Annotated in this window: 20 protein-coding genes and 1 pseudogene; 9 read left to right on the top strand and 12 right to left on the bottom strand. The window is 65.2% G+C overall.

Going from position 1 to position 16498, the window contains the following annotated elements; translation table 11 throughout:
* The first annotated feature begins 46 nt into the window (after nucleotides 1–46).
* From NO887_RS18620 to NO887_RS03520, 3 genes are all read left to right on the top strand, one after another.
* The gene (locus NO887_RS18620; protein ID WP_425601545.1) at nucleotides 47–451 is read left to right on the top strand and encodes a DUF7501 family protein; all 405 of its coding nucleotides are present in this window, start codon (nucleotides 47–49) and stop codon (nucleotides 449–451) included.
* A gap of 40 nt (nucleotides 452–491) precedes the next feature.
* Complete coding sequence (gene psmA, locus NO887_RS03525; protein WP_256417562.1) at nucleotides 492–1319, top strand: archaeal proteasome endopeptidase complex subunit alpha; 828 nt, start codon at nucleotides 492–494, stop codon at nucleotides 1317–1319.
* A gap of 75 nt (nucleotides 1320–1394) precedes the next feature.
* Entirely contained in the window at nucleotides 1395–2276 is an 882-nt protein-coding gene (locus NO887_RS03520) for an MOSC domain-containing protein (RefSeq protein ID WP_256417093.1), read from the top strand.
* Nucleotides 2277–2295: 19 nt separating this feature from the next.
* Here the strand turns inward: NO887_RS03520 and NO887_RS03515 are convergent, their stop codons facing one another.
* From NO887_RS03515 to NO887_RS03505, 3 genes are all read right to left on the bottom strand, one after another.
* Entirely contained in the window at nucleotides 2296–3183 is an 888-nt protein-coding gene (locus NO887_RS03515; protein ID WP_256417092.1) for a hypothetical protein, read from the bottom strand.
* Nucleotides 3184–3241: 58 nt separating this feature from the next.
* Nucleotides 3242–4111: a CheF family chemotaxis protein gene (locus NO887_RS03510; protein ID WP_256417091.1), complete on the bottom strand. Its 870-nt coding sequence runs from the start codon at nucleotides 4109–4111 to the stop codon at nucleotides 3242–3244.
* Nucleotides 4112–4193: 82 nt separating this feature from the next.
* On the bottom strand, nucleotides 4194–5411 hold the full coding sequence (locus NO887_RS03505; protein WP_256417090.1) for a glycine cleavage system aminomethyltransferase GcvT: 1218 nt from the start codon (nucleotides 5409–5411) through the stop codon (nucleotides 4194–4196).
* A 96-nt stretch (nucleotides 5412–5507) separates the two neighbouring features.
* Here NO887_RS03505 and NO887_RS03500 point away from each other — a divergent pair, with 96 nt between their 5' ends.
* Nucleotides 5508–6161, top strand: a complete 654-nt coding sequence (locus NO887_RS03500) for a S26 family signal peptidase (RefSeq protein ID WP_256417089.1) — start codon at nucleotides 5508–5510, stop codon at nucleotides 6159–6161.
* Between the two features lie 170 nt (nucleotides 6162–6331).
* On the opposite strand, the pseudogene NO887_RS03495 reads toward NO887_RS03500, so the two are convergent.
* A pseudogene (locus NO887_RS03495) lies at nucleotides 6332–6832 on the bottom strand (NYN domain-containing protein); the annotation flags it as partial.
* Nucleotides 6833–7044: 212 nt separating this feature from the next.
* Here NO887_RS03495 and NO887_RS03490 point away from each other — a divergent pair.
* Nucleotides 7045–7296, top strand: coding sequence for a DUF7999 family protein (locus tag NO887_RS03490; protein ID WP_256417087.1), 252 nt, complete (start codon nucleotides 7045–7047; stop codon nucleotides 7294–7296).
* A 327-nt stretch (nucleotides 7297–7623) separates the two neighbouring features.
* Here NO887_RS03490 and ilvD read toward each other — a convergent pair whose 3' ends face one another.
* Both ilvD and NO887_RS03480 read right to left on the bottom strand, forming a co-directional pair.
* Nucleotides 7624–9414: a dihydroxy-acid dehydratase gene (gene ilvD / locus NO887_RS03485; protein ID WP_256417086.1), complete on the bottom strand. Its 1791-nt coding sequence runs from the start codon at nucleotides 9412–9414 to the stop codon at nucleotides 7624–7626.
* Between the two features lie 84 nt (nucleotides 9415–9498).
* Entirely contained in the window at nucleotides 9499–10581 is a 1083-nt protein-coding gene (locus NO887_RS03480; protein WP_256417085.1) for a type I restriction enzyme HsdR N-terminal domain-containing protein, read from the bottom strand.
* Nucleotides 10582–10681: 100 nt separating this feature from the next.
* Here NO887_RS03480 and NO887_RS03475 point away from each other — a divergent pair, with 100 nt between their 5' ends.
* Nucleotides 10682–11320, top strand: coding sequence for an IS6 family transposase (locus NO887_RS03475; protein ID WP_256417084.1), 639 nt, complete (start codon nucleotides 10682–10684; stop codon nucleotides 11318–11320).
* An 86-nt stretch (nucleotides 11321–11406) separates the two neighbouring features.
* Here NO887_RS03475 and NO887_RS03470 read toward each other — a convergent pair whose 3' ends face one another.
* The 3 genes from NO887_RS03470 to NO887_RS03460 all read right to left on the bottom strand — a co-directional run bounded on the left by NO887_RS03470 (nucleotide 11407) and on the right by NO887_RS03460 (nucleotide 12610).
* Nucleotides 11407–11748: a PemK-like protein gene (locus tag NO887_RS03470; RefSeq protein ID WP_256417083.1), complete on the bottom strand. Its 342-nt coding sequence runs from the start codon at nucleotides 11746–11748 to the stop codon at nucleotides 11407–11409.
* Nucleotides 11745–12104, bottom strand: coding sequence for a MarR family transcriptional regulator (locus tag NO887_RS03465; protein ID WP_256417082.1), 360 nt, complete (start codon nucleotides 12102–12104; stop codon nucleotides 11745–11747). The genes NO887_RS03470 and NO887_RS03465 overlap by 4 nt, the downstream gene beginning before the upstream one ends.
* Before the next feature lie 113 nt (nucleotides 12105–12217).
* Nucleotides 12218–12610 carry a VOC family protein gene (locus tag NO887_RS03460; RefSeq protein ID WP_256417081.1) on the bottom strand — a complete coding sequence of 131 codons (393 nt, stop codon included), beginning with the start codon at nucleotides 12608–12610 and terminating at the stop codon, nucleotides 12218–12220.
* 136 nt (nucleotides 12611–12746) lie between these two features.
* On the opposite strand from NO887_RS03460, the gene NO887_RS03455 reads away from it, so the two are divergent.
* On the top strand, nucleotides 12747–13193 hold the full coding sequence (locus tag NO887_RS03455) for an SHOCT domain-containing protein (protein ID WP_256417080.1): 447 nt from the start codon (nucleotides 12747–12749) through the stop codon (nucleotides 13191–13193).
* Between the two features lie 23 nt (nucleotides 13194–13216).
* Here the strand turns inward: NO887_RS03455 and purQ are convergent, their stop codons facing one another.
* Together purQ and purS are read right to left on the bottom strand one after the other, a co-directional pair.
* Nucleotides 13217–13894, bottom strand: coding sequence for a phosphoribosylformylglycinamidine synthase I (gene purQ, locus NO887_RS03450; protein WP_256417079.1), 678 nt, complete (start codon nucleotides 13892–13894; stop codon nucleotides 13217–13219).
* Nucleotides 13891–14142, bottom strand: a complete 252-nt coding sequence (gene purS / locus NO887_RS03445; RefSeq protein ID WP_256417078.1) for a phosphoribosylformylglycinamidine synthase subunit PurS — start codon at nucleotides 14140–14142, stop codon at nucleotides 13891–13893. The genes purQ and purS overlap by 4 nt, the downstream gene beginning before the upstream one ends.
* Nucleotides 14143–14321: 179 nt before the next feature.
* On the opposite strand from purS, the gene NO887_RS03440 reads away from it, so the two are divergent.
* Nucleotides 14322–15305 carry a formyltetrahydrofolate deformylase gene (locus NO887_RS03440; protein ID WP_256417077.1) on the top strand — a complete coding sequence of 328 codons (984 nt, stop codon included), beginning with the start codon at nucleotides 14322–14324 and terminating at the stop codon, nucleotides 15303–15305.
* A gap of 108 nt (nucleotides 15306–15413) precedes the next feature.
* A complete protein-coding gene (cmk, locus tag NO887_RS03435) occupies nucleotides 15414–16025 on the top strand; it encodes a (d)CMP kinase (protein ID WP_256417076.1) in 612 nt (203 codons plus the stop codon).
* Nucleotides 16026–16058: 33 nt separating this feature from the next.
* Here the strand turns inward: cmk and NO887_RS03430 are convergent, their stop codons facing one another.
* Nucleotides 16059–16442 (bottom strand): SaoD/DsrE family protein, encoded by a 384-nt coding sequence (locus NO887_RS03430; RefSeq protein ID WP_256417075.1) that lies wholly within the window; start codon nucleotides 16440–16442, stop codon nucleotides 16059–16061.
* Nucleotides 16443–16498: the final 56 nt, after the last annotated feature.

Here is a 16498-nt window from a genome sequence, read left to right as displayed (position 1 = left end):
CACTTTTGTTCGTTTATATAGTAATTTTTGATAATACGAGACGTATATGTTCTGTTACCACGATATACTGATCGTCACAACGCTTTTGCTTCTTGGTATGTGTTATCAAGTCATGGCTTCAGCAGAGACCGCGATCGAGCCCAGACGGTGTCCGTTCTGCGGCGCGGAACTCGCGTCTCCCGGCGCGGGGTTCATCCGTCATGTCGAGCGCTCGCCCGACTGTCGCGACGCGTTCGAGACGTGGCGCGACCGCGTGACGGACGATATGCGAGCCGGCTGGGCGGGGTGGCGACCCAGACGCTGGATGGAAACGGACTCAAGGGATCGACGGGATCGTCGCAATCGCCGACAACTGCGGCGAGTCCACCTCGCGTCGTCGTCGGCTTTCGAAGCCGGGTCGCATGTACCGGTTAAGGAGGGTTTTTCAGTCGTCCGACGTAATGGGAGGTAATGAGCCAGCGTGACACCGCGAGAGCGGGTGACCGACAATGATGGGTGGCAACGACCAGCAAGCGTACGATCGCGGCACGTCGCTGTTCTCGCCCGACGGCCGTATCTATCAGGTCGAGTACGCCCGCGAGGCCGTCTCTCGCGGCGCGCCGAGCGTCGGCGTTCGAACGACCGAGGGCGTGGTCTTCGTCGCGATGTCGCGGGCCTCGTCGACGCTGATGGAAGCGGAAAGCATCGAGAAGCTCCACAAGCTCGACGACCACCTCGGCACCGCAAGCGCGGGCCACGTCGCCGACGCACGTCAGCTGATCGACCTCGCGCGCCGCCAGTCGCAGGGGAACCGCCTCCGCTACGGCGAGCCGGTCGGCGTCGAGACGCTGACAAAGTTCGTCACCGACCACATTCAGGAGAACACGCAGCGTGGCGGCACGCGCCCGTACGGCGCAGCCCTGCTCATCGGCGGAATCGACGACGGCGAGCCGCGTCTGTTCGCGGCCGACCCCTCGGGCACCCCTAACGAGTGGAAGGCGACCGTCATCGGCGGCGGCCGCCAGACGATTCAGGGTCACCTCGAAGACGAGTGGACCGAGGATCTCCCGCTTCGAGAGGGCATCGAACTCGCGATCGCCGCGCTCGCGGCCCACGAAGACGAACTCTCGCCCGACGACCTCGCGGTCGCCACGATCACTGCGGCTGACGGCTATCGGACCGTCCCCGGCGACGAAGTCGGCGACGCGTTCGCGGCCGCCGGACTGTCGGAGGACAGTGATACGGACGACGCAGACGAAGACGACACCACCGACTCCGATGTGGACGGCGACGACGCTGCGGACGAAGACGACGCTGCGGACGGCGACACCGACGAGTAGCCGACCGAGACTCTCCGAACCGACGGCGACGCTCTGTTCGGCGACCTTTTTGAGCCGCTAGCGAGAACCCCGTCCATGGCGCGCATCGGTGAACTCGTCGCGTATCCGCTAAAATCCGCAGACTGCGTCACAGTCGACCGTGCCGAACTTGGTCCTCAGGGAGCCTTGCGCGGCGACCGCTCGTACGCGCTCGTCGAGGCCGGCGTCGACCCGCACGCGACCTCGGTCGGTGGCAGCGGCGGCTTCGTCAACGGAAAGCGTGAACCTGCCGTCCACGCGCTTCGCGCGAGCTACGAGCTGGTCGACGGTCCCGACGCGACGCCGACGGCGATCACGATCGAACGACCCGACCGCCCGGAAACGGGCGTCGAGGCCGACGTGCGGCGGTTCGCCCTCCCCGACGACCGCGAGGCACTGGAGGCGTGGGTCGGCGAGTACCTTGGATACTCCGTCGACCTCGTTCGCGACCCGGACGGCGGCCTCCCCGACGACCGCGCCGCGCCCGGGCCGACGGTCGTCTCGCGGGCGACGCTGGCGACGGTCGCGGGGTGGTTCGACGAAATCGCCGACGCGACCGAGATGCGTCGCCGACTCCGACCGAACGTCGTGCTCACGGACTGCCCGCCGTTCTTCGAGGACCGGCTCTTCGCGGATCACGGCGAGGGGATCCGGTTCACCGCTGGCGACGCCGAAATCGTCGGTTTCAACCCCTGTCAGCGGTGCGTCGTTCCCTCACGGGACCCGGACACCGGTGACGAAATCGACGGCTTCCGCGAGCGGTTCGTCAGAAAGCGCCGCGAGACGCGTCCAGCGTGGCTCGACAGCGAGCGGTTCGACCACGACTTCCGGCTGATGGTCAACACTGTCGTCCCTGAGGATTCGTGGGGTGCCGTGGTCGCGGTCGATGACCCAGTCGCTATCGAGGGCGTCGTGCCGGAACCGAACGTCGGAGACTGAAGAAGACGGACTCGGCCGCTCACCGACCGCCGTCGGTCAGCGCGATCGGATCTTCGTCAGCGTCGCTCGCGGCCTCGACGGTCGCCTCCCTGTTCTCCGTCGGATCGACCGCGGGGTCGACGACGCCGAAGTGAGTCCAGAGGGTGACGGCGACGACGGCGTAGGCGACCAGATCGTAGTGGACGGTCCCCTCGAACCCGGTGAACGCGGCGAGGGTACTGTAGCCGAAGAGCGCGGTCACGCCGCCGACGAACGCGGCGTCGGGCGTGACGCGTCCGGCGGCGAGCGCTGCAAGCGCCCGGCGGATGCGAGGGCCGCAGGCGACGAGGAACGCGATGCCGGAGAGCGCGCCGAGGTTGACGAAGAAGTGCGTCGCCATCTGCGAGTCGAGGATCGACTGGAGGTACTGGACGGTCACCGGATCGTAGAACAGCCACTCGACGCGAGTCGGGTACAGCACCGCAATGTACGGCGTCGCGACCATCAGTCCGAACAGCACCGCGACCGCGACTCTGGCGGACGCGAACTGCGAGGCTCGGCGGGTTTCGAACGCCGCGTCGCCGGCGTCGACGACGAGCCCGAGCGATTCGAGCGTCCCCCTGAGGTCGCTCCGCGAGAGCGACGAAGCGTGGTGGATCCCGACGGTTCCGTTTCGGGCCGTGGCCGAGACGGCGCTGACAGACTCCCGGTCCGCGAGGACGGCTTCGAGGAGTCGCTCTCGGCGGTCTGTGTCGATTCCGTCAACGGAGAACGTGTCGTGGACGTGCGGTTCCGGCACCCGTGCGACCCGCGGTCCCGGTTCGGGTCCGGACGCGTCGACGGGACGGTGACCCACCGAGGGATCAATCCCTCGGTCGCGGGCCGCGGCGTCGAGGTCTGTTCGATGCCTGCGGCGGTCGGCTGGCATGTGAACACCCTACATCCCTACTTGCTTGAACTTTGCCCCGCGATTCGCCGTCTCTCGCTCAGGAGTTGACGGACTCGAGATACGAGGTGACGATCATCTTCCCCTTTCGGGTGAGCGCGGCCCCCGACTGCCCGTCGACGACGAGGGACTCCTCGCGGAGCGTTTCGAGGATCATCGACGTCTGTGCTACGTCGCCGGTGACCACGTCCGCGATGTTCGCTTCTCCGCCGGCCGAGTAGATCGACACGAGGATCTCCAACTGCTCTTCAGTCGGATCGAATGACTCGACGTCTTCTTTCACCTCGTCGTACTCCAACTTGATGTACCGGCCGAGGATGTTCAGCGTCCGCCCGTCTGGTACCGTCGCGATCGACGTGACCGTCTGCGTGTCCGGAACGTGCCGGAATACGAGCGCCGGCCGCCGCGTCCCACCGAGCGTTCGATCCGTGCGTTCGTAGTCGATGACCGTCGAGAGGTCGACTTGGAACGGCTCCGGACAGTTCGTGAACCCGATCGCGCCGGGAGACAGCGACACGGACGCCGTGTGATCTTCGGCGTCGGTGACGCGGCCTCCGACCTGTGCCGGGTGCCGAACGGTGACCGTCACGCCCCGGAGCAGGGCGGTGAAAAGCAACCGCGTGAACCGCTCCATGTCATCGGGCTCTCCCTCGACGAGAGCGCTCTTTCGAGCGCCGTTCCGCTCATAGGCGACGGTGACGCTGTCTTGGAAGAATGACTGTAGGTCGCCCGGAACCGTACCGACCACGATATCGAACACCGACGACAGCGGGACTGTTGCCTTCCCGTCATCCGTCGCGAGCACGAGTCGCCGCTGGCTCAACAGGACGCGACCCGACACCGGATCGCCACTCCCGAAGTCGGTGGCGTGCACGCGGCCGACGAAGTCGGCGACGACGGACTCCTCCATCGAGTGTCTATATCAGCCGTTCGCTATTTACTGTTACTCTCGGCAGGCGGGGCGCGAACGTTATTCGGAGATGCGGATCCGGCTAGCGATCGAGGAAGGGCGGGACGACGATCTCGGCACGTTTCTCGTCGCCGCGGACGACGACGCTCACCTCGGCCCCCGCGTCGATAAACGTCTCGTGGAGGTACCCCAGCCCGATCGGCTCGTCGAGCGTCGGGCTCATCGTCCCGGAGGTCAGCTGACCGATTCGCGTGAGGTCACCGTCGGTGACCGCGTAGCCGCCGCGCGGAACGCCGCGTTCGAGGAGGCGAACACCGACGAACCGCTCGTCGACGCCCGATTCCCGCTGTGCGGCGAGCGCGTCGCGTCCGACGAACTCGGTGTCGAGGTCGACGACGAACCCGATGTCGGCCTCGTAGGGCGTTCGCGGCTCGTTTTCCGGATCGAAGTCCTGTCCGGAGAGGAGGTATCCCATCTCCATGCGAAGTGTGTCGCGAGCGCCGAGCCCGCACGGCTGTGCGGAGCCGTCGACCGTCTCCTCCGCGACGAACGCCTCCCAGACCGCTCCGGCGTCGGCGGCCGGACACATGATCTCGAAGCCGTCCTCGCCGGTGTAGCCGGTTCGGGCGACCCAACTCGGCGCGCCGGCGACCGTCACCGCCGTTGCCTCGAACTTCGTGAGGCTCGTGACCGCGTCGCCGCCGGTAGCGTCGGCGAGCGCGGCCGCCGCGTCCGGTCCCTGCACCGCGAGCATCGCCCAGTCGTCCGTCGCGTTTGCGACCGTCGCGTCGAACCCCCACTCGTCGCGGTGATCGACCCACCGGCCGTACATCTGGGCGTCGTGGCCCGCGTTCGGCACGAAGAGGTAGGCGGGATCGCCGGATCCGGCGTCGAGGTCGGCACCGGTGTCCGCGTCGAGATCGGCCTCGGCGTCCGCGCCGAAATCGTTGATCGCCGACGCGGCGACTCCCGCCTCGACACCGTCCGGAAGCCGGTAGACGACCGTGTCGTCGAGCATTATCCCGTCCTCGTCCGTGATCGCGGCGTACTGGGAGTCGCCGGGGGCGAGGGCGGTCACGTCGTTGGTCGTCAGACGATTTATCAGAGCGGTCGCGTCCGGACCCGAAACCTCGATCTCGCCCATGTGCGACACGTCGAAGACGCCGATCGTCTCTCGCACTGCGGTGTGTTCTTCCCGGATCGAATCGAACTCGACGGGCATCTGCCACCCGCCGAAGTCGGTGAACTTCGCGCCGCGCGCCTCGTGCGTCTCGTGGAGGGGTGGATGTCGGTCCGTCACGGGGGTACGCTCGCCGGGGGCGACCTTTAACCCCGCGGCATCGGTGCGAGACGCGCCGGCGACAGCCTCAAGCCGTTCGGTCTCTCGGATACCGACGTGAAGGGGGACCGATCCGGACCCTTCGGACCCGCCGCCGCGGTCCTCGTCGTCGCGCTCGTCGCCGCCGCCGTCGTCGGCGTGTGGCCTCCGCTCGTCGCGGTTGAGAGCGGAAGCATGGCCCCGGGAGTCGAGCGGGGGGACCTCGTCGTTGTCACGGCGGCCGACCGATTACCGTGGGGCGGTATCACGGGTCACACCGAACCGAACGCACCGACTCGGCTCGGCGACGCCGGCGACGTCGTCGTCTTCGATCCGCCCGAAAACGCTCACGGCCTGATCTTCCACCGGATTGCGTTCCCCGTGGCGGCCGGCGACGACTGGACGAACGAGGCGGACGCGTCGCTCCTCGACGGCGACTGCGCCGACATCGAATCCTGCCCGGCTCCGCACGACGGCTACATCACATACGGCGACGCCAACGGCGAGTACGACCAGAGCGCGGGAATCGCACCGGTCGTCCGCGAGGAGTGGATACGAGCCAAGGCGATAGTCGCGCTGCCGGAACTCGGGTGGGTTCGCCTCGCCGTCGACGCCGCGATCGCCCGCGTCGGACTCTTTCCGACCGCGGTCGGAGTTGGCGGTATCGCCGCGGCCGTCGGCGGATTCGTCGCGGTACTCATCGGCCGGCTCCGCTCGGAGTGTCGGGTCTGACCGCCTCGCTAGCGGGTCCGATCTTCGTGGATCGTCCCCTCCACACCCGTCGTCTGCTCCGCCGTATCGGTCTCCTCTGTCGCGTCTGTTGCTGCGGCGGTGTCGGTCTCCTCGACCGCGTCCGGCTCTTCGTCCGCGTCCGGCCCTTCGTCTGCGTCCGCCCCTCTATCTTCGCTCGTTTCTTCGTCCGCGTCACTTCCCTCGGCCGCGTCGCCTGCTCCGATCACGTCGCCGTCGAGGGTCACGGACCCGTTCGCGGCGTTGCGCAGGGCGTCCGAGCGACCGAACTCGCCGGGCGCGATCGCGAGCGTCCGGATCCCGTACCCGTTCGCGGTCTCGACGACCGGCTTGAAATCCGTGTCGCGCGAGGCGATCGCGAGCGTCGTCATCCGACCCTCGGCGGCGAACCGCGCCGCGTCGACCGCGAGCTTCACGTCCACGTCGCCGCTCGTGACCACGACCTCGAAGCCGCGCGCCTCGGCGGCCTGAATCAGTCCGGGCGTCGCGTGCTCGTCGAGGTACAGCCGCGTCGTGACGAGCGGCCCCTCCGCCTCGGCCGCGTGCCGCACGTCGTCGAGGTCCACGTCGAACTCCTCTCGCAGTACGTTCGGCCCGTCGACGAACAGCGCCACGCCGCCCGCGTCGGTGTCCGTTTCGCCGCCTTGCTCCATGGATGGGATTCGAGGCCCGCGGAGATATGCGTGGTGATGTGCGGGCGGTGCTCGCGGCGGACGATACACACCAGATTTGTCCGCGCAATCGCCCGACTGTGTGCTCACGCGCCTCGATATCTTATGACCTAATATTCGTAAGAGGTCTTGATCTACACACGTAGTGGATATACGAAGTTTTAAAATAGTATGTCCAAGAATAGCGGAGTATAATGTCGATGTCGAACTCATACACCATCATTTCCGCACAGAACGATCATGAATGCACCACTGTCCGTGCACATCCGCGGAACGAGACCTACCACATTGTCGACTACGCCGACGAGGGGGCGCGGGAGCGCGTCGCGGACCTGCCAGTCGGCTCGGTGGTCAGGATGGAACTGTCGCGCGCCGGTCGCCGGAGCAACGTCTGGTGTGCCGAGTCCGTCGAGACCGCGGTCACCGACGGCGGCTCACCGCAGTAAGGATCGAGGACCCCCGAAATCCCAGTCGCTCGGCCGGACGTGCTCGGGTCGCTCGTGATCGATTCTCCGGCAGAGACCACCGAAGCCCCAGCCCCGTCGAGTCCTATCCGACCGGAACCGCAGCCTCACACCTCCCCAGCCTCGTCGGTCACCTCCGCGTTGCTCCGGCGATCGACTCCCTCGCGCGGTGCTGTCTCGCGGTCGCCAAGGGCGACCGCTCGCAGGCGCGCGCCACCGCAGGAGGTAGTGACCAGCCGTCACTCGTGTTGGTCCAACGTTCCGATCGAAAATCGAACGATTCCGGCGGCTTCTCGGCCGCAGCGCCGGTTACAGATCTCGCGTGAGCCGGGGGTTCGTCACTGCGCCCTCGGAGGCGGACGCGAAGTCGCGGCCGTACTTCGCGAGAATCCCGCCTTCGTACTGCGGTTCGGGTGTCTCGAACGCCTCGCGCCGCTCGGCCAGTTCCTCCTCGGAGAGATCGACGGAGAGGTCGCGCTCCGGAATGTCGACGGTGATCTCGTCGCCGTCCTCGATGAGCCCGATCGGCCCGCCGACGGCTGCCTCCGGGGCCACGTGTCCGATCATCGGGCCGCGGGTCGCACCGGAGAACCGCCCGTCGGTCAGCAGCGCCACGTCGTCTTCGTGGCCCGCGCCGACGACGGCGGCGGTGACGCCGAGCATCTCGCGCATCCCGGGGCCGCCGGTCGGCCCCTCGTTGTGGATCACGATCACGTCGCCGGACTCGATCTCGCCGGACTGGACGTACTCCATCGCGTCCTCCTCGTTCGTGAACACCCGGGCCGGCCCCTCGTGGTAGAACGCGTCGTCACCAGTCACCTTGAGGACCGAACCCTCGGGCGCGAGGTTGCCCGTGAGGATCTTGATCGCACCCTCCGCTTCTTTGGGTTCGTCGACCGTGTAGAGGAAGTCCGCCTCGATGTCGTCGTCAGCGGGGAAGTCGCCGTTCGCCTCCAGCTCCTCGATCTCCTCGGCGAGCGTCCGACCGGTAACGGTCATCGCGTCGCCGTGGAGCAGATCCGCCTCCAGCAGGCGGCGGAGGACGACGGGAACGCCGCCGACCTCGTGGAGATCGTTCATCACGCTGTTGCCGCCGGGCTGGAGGTCTGCGATCTTCGGCGTGCGCCGCGAAATCTCGTCGAAGTCCTCGATCGAGAGGTCGATGTCGGCCTCGCCCGCGAGCGCGAGCAGGTGGAGCACCGCGTTCGTTGACCCACCCATCGCGGTTTGAAGGGCAATTGCGTTCTCGAAGGATTTTCGCGAAAGGATGTCGGAGGGGCGGCGATCGTTCTCGATGCAGTCCATGGCGAGTTCGCCGGCGCGCTCGGCCACGTCGTAGCGCTCTTGGTCCTCGGCTGGCGGGGAGGCTGAGCCGAGCGGAGCCATCCCGAGCGCCTCGGAGATTGACGCCATCGTGTTCGCCGTGAACATCCCGCCACAGGAGCCCGCGCCGGGGCACGCGTGGCGTTCGAGCTCGTCGAGCTCCTCGCCGCTCATGTCGCCTTCGGCGTACGCGCCGACGCCTTCGAACACTTGCACGATCGTCACGTCGCGGCCGTCGTGTTGTCCGGGCATGATCGACCCACCGTAGAGGAACACGGAGGGGAGGTCGGTGCGGATCGCCGCCATCAGCATTCCCGGGAGGTTCTTGTCACAGCCCGCGACCGTCACCAGCGCGTCCATGCGTTCGCCGAAGGAGACGAGTTCGACGCTGTCGGCGATCACTTCCCGCGAGATCAGCGAGGCCTTCATCCCCTCGGTGCCCATCGAGATGGCGTCGGAGATGGTGATCGTGCCGAACTCGATCGGCATGCCGCCGGCGGCGTCGATTCCGTCGAGCGCCGCGTCCGCGACATCGTCGAGGTGGACGTTACACGGCGTGATGTCGGCCGCGGGGTTCGGGACGCCCACGATCGGCGAGGAGAGGTCCTCGTCGTCGAAGCCCATCGCTCGGAACATTGAGCGGTGCGGAGCCCGTTCTGCGCCCTCGGTGACGTCTCTGCTTCTGAGGCTCTCGTCTTTCGTGCCCGCGAATCGATCCGCGTCTCCGCCTCCCCGCGAGGTCGCTTCCTCATCGGGTCGCGATTGCTGCTCGCTCATACTCGCCCCTATCGCTCGGGGGTCTTAAACTGACGCACCGGAACAAGTTGCTCCGGATCGTCGGTGGGGATATCGGTCTCGGATTCACCAGTCGCCGTCGAAGGCGATGTCGACACCGCAGGCGTCGGCGAATTCAGTTAAATATCGTTTCTTGTCGCCCTTGTTTAACGACGTATACACGTAGTAGCCCTCGCCGACCTCGCGGTACAGCCGCATCTCTTCACCGTTCGGATGAGCCGGTTCGTCGTTCAGGATTGCGATCTTCTCACCGGGTACGTACGGAAGCGGTGCATATGCGCTAACCAGTCCGCAATTTGCGATGAGATGGCCCACGACCATTCCCATGAGATCGGCTTGGCTATCGTCACCAAACTCCGTCGAGTTGTCTCCATCTGCGATTCGAACAGAATACTTGCCTGTGTAATTTGTCGGTTCTTGTACCGTGCGCTCTGTCGATCCCGGGTCGTTCTCTGCAGAACCGGTCGCAACGCCGTTCTGATCGTGTTCCAACTTTCCGATCAGATCGTCGACGAACGTCTTCGACAGTGACTCGGCAGGCTGCGAGACGACTTCGCCGACGCGGTCGACCACGGTCCCCCGAAGTGCTTCCGCGATCTCGTCTTTCTCGTCGGATAGCGTCGAGACCGCGTTCCGGCGGCGCTCCACTCGCTGATAGATGTCCGTCGACGCCCCCGATCGGATCGACTCTTCGGACAGCGCCGCGAGCATCCAGTCGCTCGCGGTGAGGTCTGCCAGTTCCGTCTGACCAAGTTCTTCGACATCTGGGTTGTTCCCGTCCTTTTTGAGCCGAAAAACGTGGAACGATTTCCCGTTCGTGAGGAGTCCCCAGTCCACCCACTCCTGTCGCATGTAGCTCCGAAGCTGGTCCGCGTGGCCGTCGGTGATCGTCGTGTCACAGCCTTTCGCTTCCACGAAGACGACCGGCGAGCCGCCTTTGAACAGGGCGTAGTCGACCTTCTTCTTCGAGGAACCCATCTGCACGGAATACTCCATCTCGATCTCGGTCGAATAGAAATCCCAGCCCAGCACATCCCTGATAAAGGGGTCGATCAGCCGCGAGCGCGTGTTCTGCTCGTCCATCTGCGGAGACGAGTCGATGAGCGACCGAGAGCGTTCAACGTAGTCCATCACCGTCTCCTCGTCCATCTTCTCGGTACGTCGAGTGCGCGACCTCTTAAACATCCCACCACCGGGTGACGGGGCGATGTTAAGTTAAGAACGAGGCGGTCGGTGTTTCGAATGCTCTATGTCCGAATCCAACCGCCTCGACGGCTGTACAGGATGGATCGACTTGGAGTTTGTGGAGCGTGAGCGGACACCCCACGAGATCATTGAAACCGGTATTCAACTCCACCTTGCTGGATTGTCACTCTCAAATACCAAACAGTATATTGAAAAGTTGGGTGTCGAGCGGAGTCGAACAGCAATTCACAACTGGATTCAAAAGGCCGATCTACAGCCAGTTGACGGTGCGAGCCCGAATCGCGTTGCGGTCGATGAGACTGCGATTCAGATCGATTCGGACAGATACTGGCTGTATGCTGCTGTAGATCCTCGCACAAACGAATTCCTTCATGTTGACCTATTTCCCGTCCAAAACCAACAATTCACGCTGGTGTTTCTCCGCGATCTCAGAGAGAAACACCACGTTGAGGATGCGCTATTTCTCGTTGATGCTGGCGGACATCTCACAGCTGCACTCTCACGAACGTCGCTCCGATTTCAAATCACTCGTCATGGAAATCGGAATGCTGTCGAACGTGTCTTTCGAGAAGTAAAACGGAGAACATATTCGTTTTCAAATACGTTTAGAAATGCGGAGCCGACGGCGGCAGAATCGCGGCTCCGAGCCTTCGCCGTCTGCTGGAACCGATGCTTAAGTTAACACGACCCCGGGTGACACCGACGGAAGAGTATTCGGCTGTGCCAGCGGTGTATCGAAACACATATTCTCGATACTGGGATCATTCCTCAAGAAGTGACGTAGTCGATCAGTCGCGTCCCGACATCGTCGGTGCGCTCGTTGACGAGTGAAGTCATATAGAAATCCACTTCTGTAGCATTATTGAGGGTCGCGATCGACCACGGGAGAGCGTAACTTCGTTCCCCGAGCGGGTCACCCTCGTAATCCTCATCTCGAAGGATGAGTGATTCTTCGTGGTAGGTCTTGGAGGAAATCAGCGCAGTAATGAGTTGTACGCCGTGGTCAGCGAACCGAGGTGTCCCCAAGACGAGCATCGGACGCCCCTTGTCCGAAAGCGGATCGGTTCCCCAGACTATGTCACCGCGTTCCAGTTCGTCGAACGCGGTCACTGAACCGGCTCCATGTCGTCGGTCTGCAACTCGTCGAGTCGTTCCTCACCGTACCGCTCGTCTGCAATCTCGTGATGTCGATGAAGCCGGTACGCTGCGCGGAGTCGTTCCTCGTCGTCCGTGATCGCCCAGTACGGACGCTTGTGACGCACGAGATCGCGCTCTTTCAGCCGCGAGAGTATCGCACTGACAGCGTCCGTATTGAGTCCGAGTCGCTCGGCGATCGTCGCGGCCTTCCACGCACGGTCGTCGTTCTCGTCGAGGAACAACACGATCCGCTCGGTGTCGTTTCGTTTCTCGAACTCGTCGGTGTCGGCGTCCTCAAACTCGTCGATATCGATGGTTCCGCTAGACATGTTGGTGCATTGGTTTTGTTTGAATATAGCTGTTTGGAGTATTGGTACATTGTTGTAGATATTATAAAATGATATAATTCACGAACATCGACTGCTCCTGACGGTAGACGTTTTCAAACCCGCTCTTTCAGCTCCACCCGATATCCGAACGGATCGCGCACGTACACGGCACCCGCCTCGCCGGTCGCTCCGAGCGGCGAGTCGAGGATCTTCTCTACATCGACGCCGGCCGCGTCGAGTTCTGACTCGATCGCGTCGATCGGCTCTTCCACGACGACCGCGACGTGGTCGTAGTTCGTCGCCGTCGGCGGCTCGAACGAGGCGGTCGGCCAGAGGTGGATCACTCCGGTCTCTGAGATCCGCACGTCGAAGAAGGGCTTCTCGCCGGCCGCGTACAGCGCGTCTTCGATCCCGAACCCCAGCGCGTCACCGTAGAACTCGCGGGCCTCGTCGACGCCCTCGGCCGGGATGCGGAGGTTGACGTGATCGATGTGGCGTGCTATCATACACACTCGTCCGGCCGCCGCGCGCAAAAGTCGTGGGGGTCGCCGGGGCGCGGTCCGGCGGGTGCAGTCGGCGGCGAACTCCGACCCTCTGAGAATCCGCGGCGCATATTTGACCGTGTGCGACGAACCTTCACTCATGATCGGTGGGACTGTCGACGACAGGAGACAGACGGAGGGTCAGTCCGCCGGCTCAGCCGGCGTCGGCGGAGCGAGCGGCCTCGTCGGGATGGCCGGCGGTATGGGTGGTATGGGCGGTGCGGGCGGTGCGGGCGGGATGTGGCTGACGGCGGTTCCGCTGGTGCTGTTGACGCTCGCCGCGCTCCTAGTGATCGCGTACGCCGCCGTTCGACTACTCTCGACCGACGACACCAGCGGCGAAGAAAAAGCGGCGTCGGAATCGGCAGAGGACCCGATCGAACGCCTCAAGCGGGGGTACGCCGAGGGCGACCTCACCGAGGCGGAGTTTGAGCGCGCGCTGGACCGAGAACTGGGCGAGGAGGCGACGGGGCGCGGTGCCGGCGATCGAGCCACCGAAACCGAAACTGACCGAGTGGCGCGGTCGGAACGGGCCGCGGACCGCTGATCGGACTGTTGGAGTGAGACGGCTCAGGCGAACGCCTGCAGAATGCCCGCGCCGTCCGTGCTCCGATCGAGGTCGGGAAGCGTGGCGCGTTCGGGGTGCGGCATGAGGACCGCGACGTGCTCGCGCTCGCCGAGGACGCCGGCGACGTTGTCGGTCGAGCCGTTCGGGTTCGCGGCGTCGCTGACGGTCCCGTCGGCGTCGCAGTAGCGGAAGAGGACGCGGTCGTCGTCGACGAGGTCGGCGTGGGCGTCCTCGCCTATCTCGAAGCGGCCCTCGCCGTGTGCGATCGGGACCTCGATCACGTCGCCCTCGTCGTAGGCGGCGGTCCACGGGGTGTCGGGGCGCTCGACCCGGAGATGGACGGGTTCACACTGGAAGCGCGCGGAGGCGTTCGTGGTGAACGCTCCGGGCGTGAGTCCCGACTCAGAGCCGATCTGCGCGCCGTTACAGATGCCGATCACGGAGACTCCGTCGGCGGCGGCCTCGCGTATCTCGTCCATGATTGGATCGCGGGCGGCCATCGCGCCGGCGCGGAGGTAGTCGCCGTACGAGAAGCCGCCGGGGAGGACAATCCCCTCCGTGTCGGCCGGGAGGCCGTCCTCGTGCCAGACGCGCTCGGCGTCGATGCCGAGGTGTTTGAGCGCGCGAACCGCGTCGCGGTCGCAGTTCGACCCGCCGAACTGGACGACTGAAACGGTCATCGCTCCGCAACCGCCACGTCGTAGTCGTGAATCGTCGGGTTCGCGAGCAGCCGCTCGGCCATCTCGCCGGCGCGGTCGGCCGCCTCGTCGGCGTCGGCGGCGTCCAGATCGAGCTCGAATCGATCGGCAGACCGGAGGTCCGACAGCTCGAACCCGAGGCGTTCGAGAGCCTGCTGGGTCGTCTCCGCCTCCGGATCGAGGACGCCCCGCTTCAGCCGCACCGTCACCGTCGCGGTGTATGTCGCCATTATCGGTAGTGCGGAGTCGTGTGTAAAAACCGTTTTGGAACGCCTTGTACATCCATATTCGTGGATCTATTTTGGTCGAGCGTGCCTGTCTCGGTCGGGATCAGAGCGAAAGGTCGAAACCCCTCCGGCCGCAGGTACGGGTGTATGCAGCCGCTCGAATCCGCGGAGGTGATCGTCGCATGACCCGCGAACTGACCGAAATCACGGTTGTCGGAGGAGACAAGACCGGACTCATCGCGCGGGTCACCTCCCTGCTGTTCGAGCGGGGAATCAACATCGAGGACTTGGATCAGGCGGTCCGCGAGGGAGTCTTCCGGATGACGACCCGGGTCGACGCCTCGGATCTCGAGACTTCGCGCGGCGAGCTTCGTCGCGCGCTGGCCGAGCTCGGCCGCGAGCTCGACGTCGACATTCAGGTTCGGTTCCCGAGCGACCGCGACGCCCGTCGAGTCGCGCTGCTCGTCACCAAGGAGACGCACGCGCCGGAAGCCCTCTTGGAGGCCGAGGCGAACGGCGAGTTGGCCGACGACGGCGAGGAGGCGGAGATCCCGGTCGTCATCGGGAACCGCGGGGACCTCAGAACGCTCGCGGAGCGGTACGACAAGCCCTTCTACGACGTCGGCGACGGCAACGGCAACACTGACGAGGACCGCCTGCTCGATCTCTTGGCCGAGTACGACGTGGACCTCATCGTTCTGGCCCGCTACATGCGAATCCTCTCGCCGGAGGTCGTCTTCCGCTACGAGGGTCGGATCATCAACGTCCACCCGTCGCTGCTGCCCGCGTTCCCCGGTGCGGAGGCGTACCGACAGGCGCAAGACGCCGGCGTTCGGATTGCCGGCGTCACCGCGCACTACGTGACGACGGACCTCGATCAGGGGCCGGTCATCGCCCAGCGTGCCTTCGACGTGCCCGCCGGAGCGAGCGTCGGCGACATCAAGCGGCGCGGACAGCCGCTGGAGGCCGACGTGCTGCTCGACGCGGTTCGGCTCCACTTGGCCGACGCCATCGCGATCCACCGCGGAACGGTCCATGTCCGCGAAGACATCGACGTCGACGCGCAGCTCGGTCTGTCGACCGCGGCGGTCGACGCCAACCCGGATCAGCCGATCGACGGCGAGCCGCTCTCGCGGCCGGAGCCCCCGACGACCGGCGACGACTGACGACGCCGGCCGCGTCGGTGGTCCGCTGCCTGCTGGGTGACTCGTACCGTCACTTCCCACTGCGTGAACCGCCCGGTTTATCCGCCCGCCTGTCGTCTCGGCGCGTGTATGAGTGGAACTCCCGCGGTGGACCGTGAGATCGATGGAAACCTGTTCGTCACCGTCTCCGGGCCGCCCGGCTGCGGGGCGACAACTCTCGTCGAGGGGATTTCGGCGGCGCTCGGCTGTGGGTACGTCTCCGGCGGGGAACTGTTCCGCGAGATCGCGGCCGAGCGCGACATGAGTCTCTCACAACTGATCGCGAAGACCGGCGAATCCGAGGAGATCGACCGCGCACTCGATCGGCGGCTTCGGACGATCGCCGAGAAGTGGGGAGCCTCGAGCAAGCCGTTCGTGCTCGAATCGCGGCTCGCCGGCTGGATCGCTGGCAATCGCGCCGACGTTCGGATCTGGCTCGACGCGCCCGACGAGGTTCGGGCTGACCGAACTGCGAGCCGCGAAGAGATGACCTCCGAGATGCAGGTCCGAGAGGTGATAGAGGAGACGCGCTACAAGTCGTACTACGGCATCGATCTGTCGGACCGATCCATCTACGACCTCGCGATCAACACGGGTCGCTGGGACGCCGAGACGACGCTCGACATCGCGCTCGCCGCGATCGACGGGTACGACATCGAGGCAGATGAGGGAGCGTTCGACACTCCAGACTTCGAAATCTGAGCTCGACGCCGCGGGCCGTGTCGACGTGTTGCCTCACAGTGTGATGACCTGATCGACGCCGACCTCTCCGAGCGCCTCGTACAGGTCCGGGAAGCAGCCGACTGTCGCGCCCGGCACCGTGTTCGTCGGCTCGTAGTGGTCGCGTCCGTGCTCGTCGGTGTGATCGAACTCCGCGAGTCCCCGCCGTGTCGCACACTGGTCGCACAGCATGAGGAGTATCTCCCGCTCGGCCGCCACGTCCGCGAGCCGTTGTCCCAGCGGATCGTCCTCTCGGAGCGCGTAGGTGTTGTCGTGGAAGAAGAACATACCGACGACGTCGGCACCGTGAGTGCCAGCCTCCAACTGCGGGAGGATCATGTCGCCGAGCACGTAGTCGATGGTCTGTCCGGCCGTCGCGAAGACGTACGCCACCTTCATACCCGAGCCACGACCCACGTGCTGTTCGTTCCCCGGACATCGGCAGCGTTCCCCGT

The organism is Halorubrum laminariae, assembly GCF_024494655.1.
In the GTDB taxonomy this organism is placed as follows: Archaea; Halobacteriota; Halobacteria; order Halobacteriales; family Haloferacaceae; genus Halorubrum; species Halorubrum laminariae.
The sequence above is the reverse complement of the archived record's forward strand: the minus strand, read 5'-3'. Positions and strand labels throughout refer to the sequence as shown.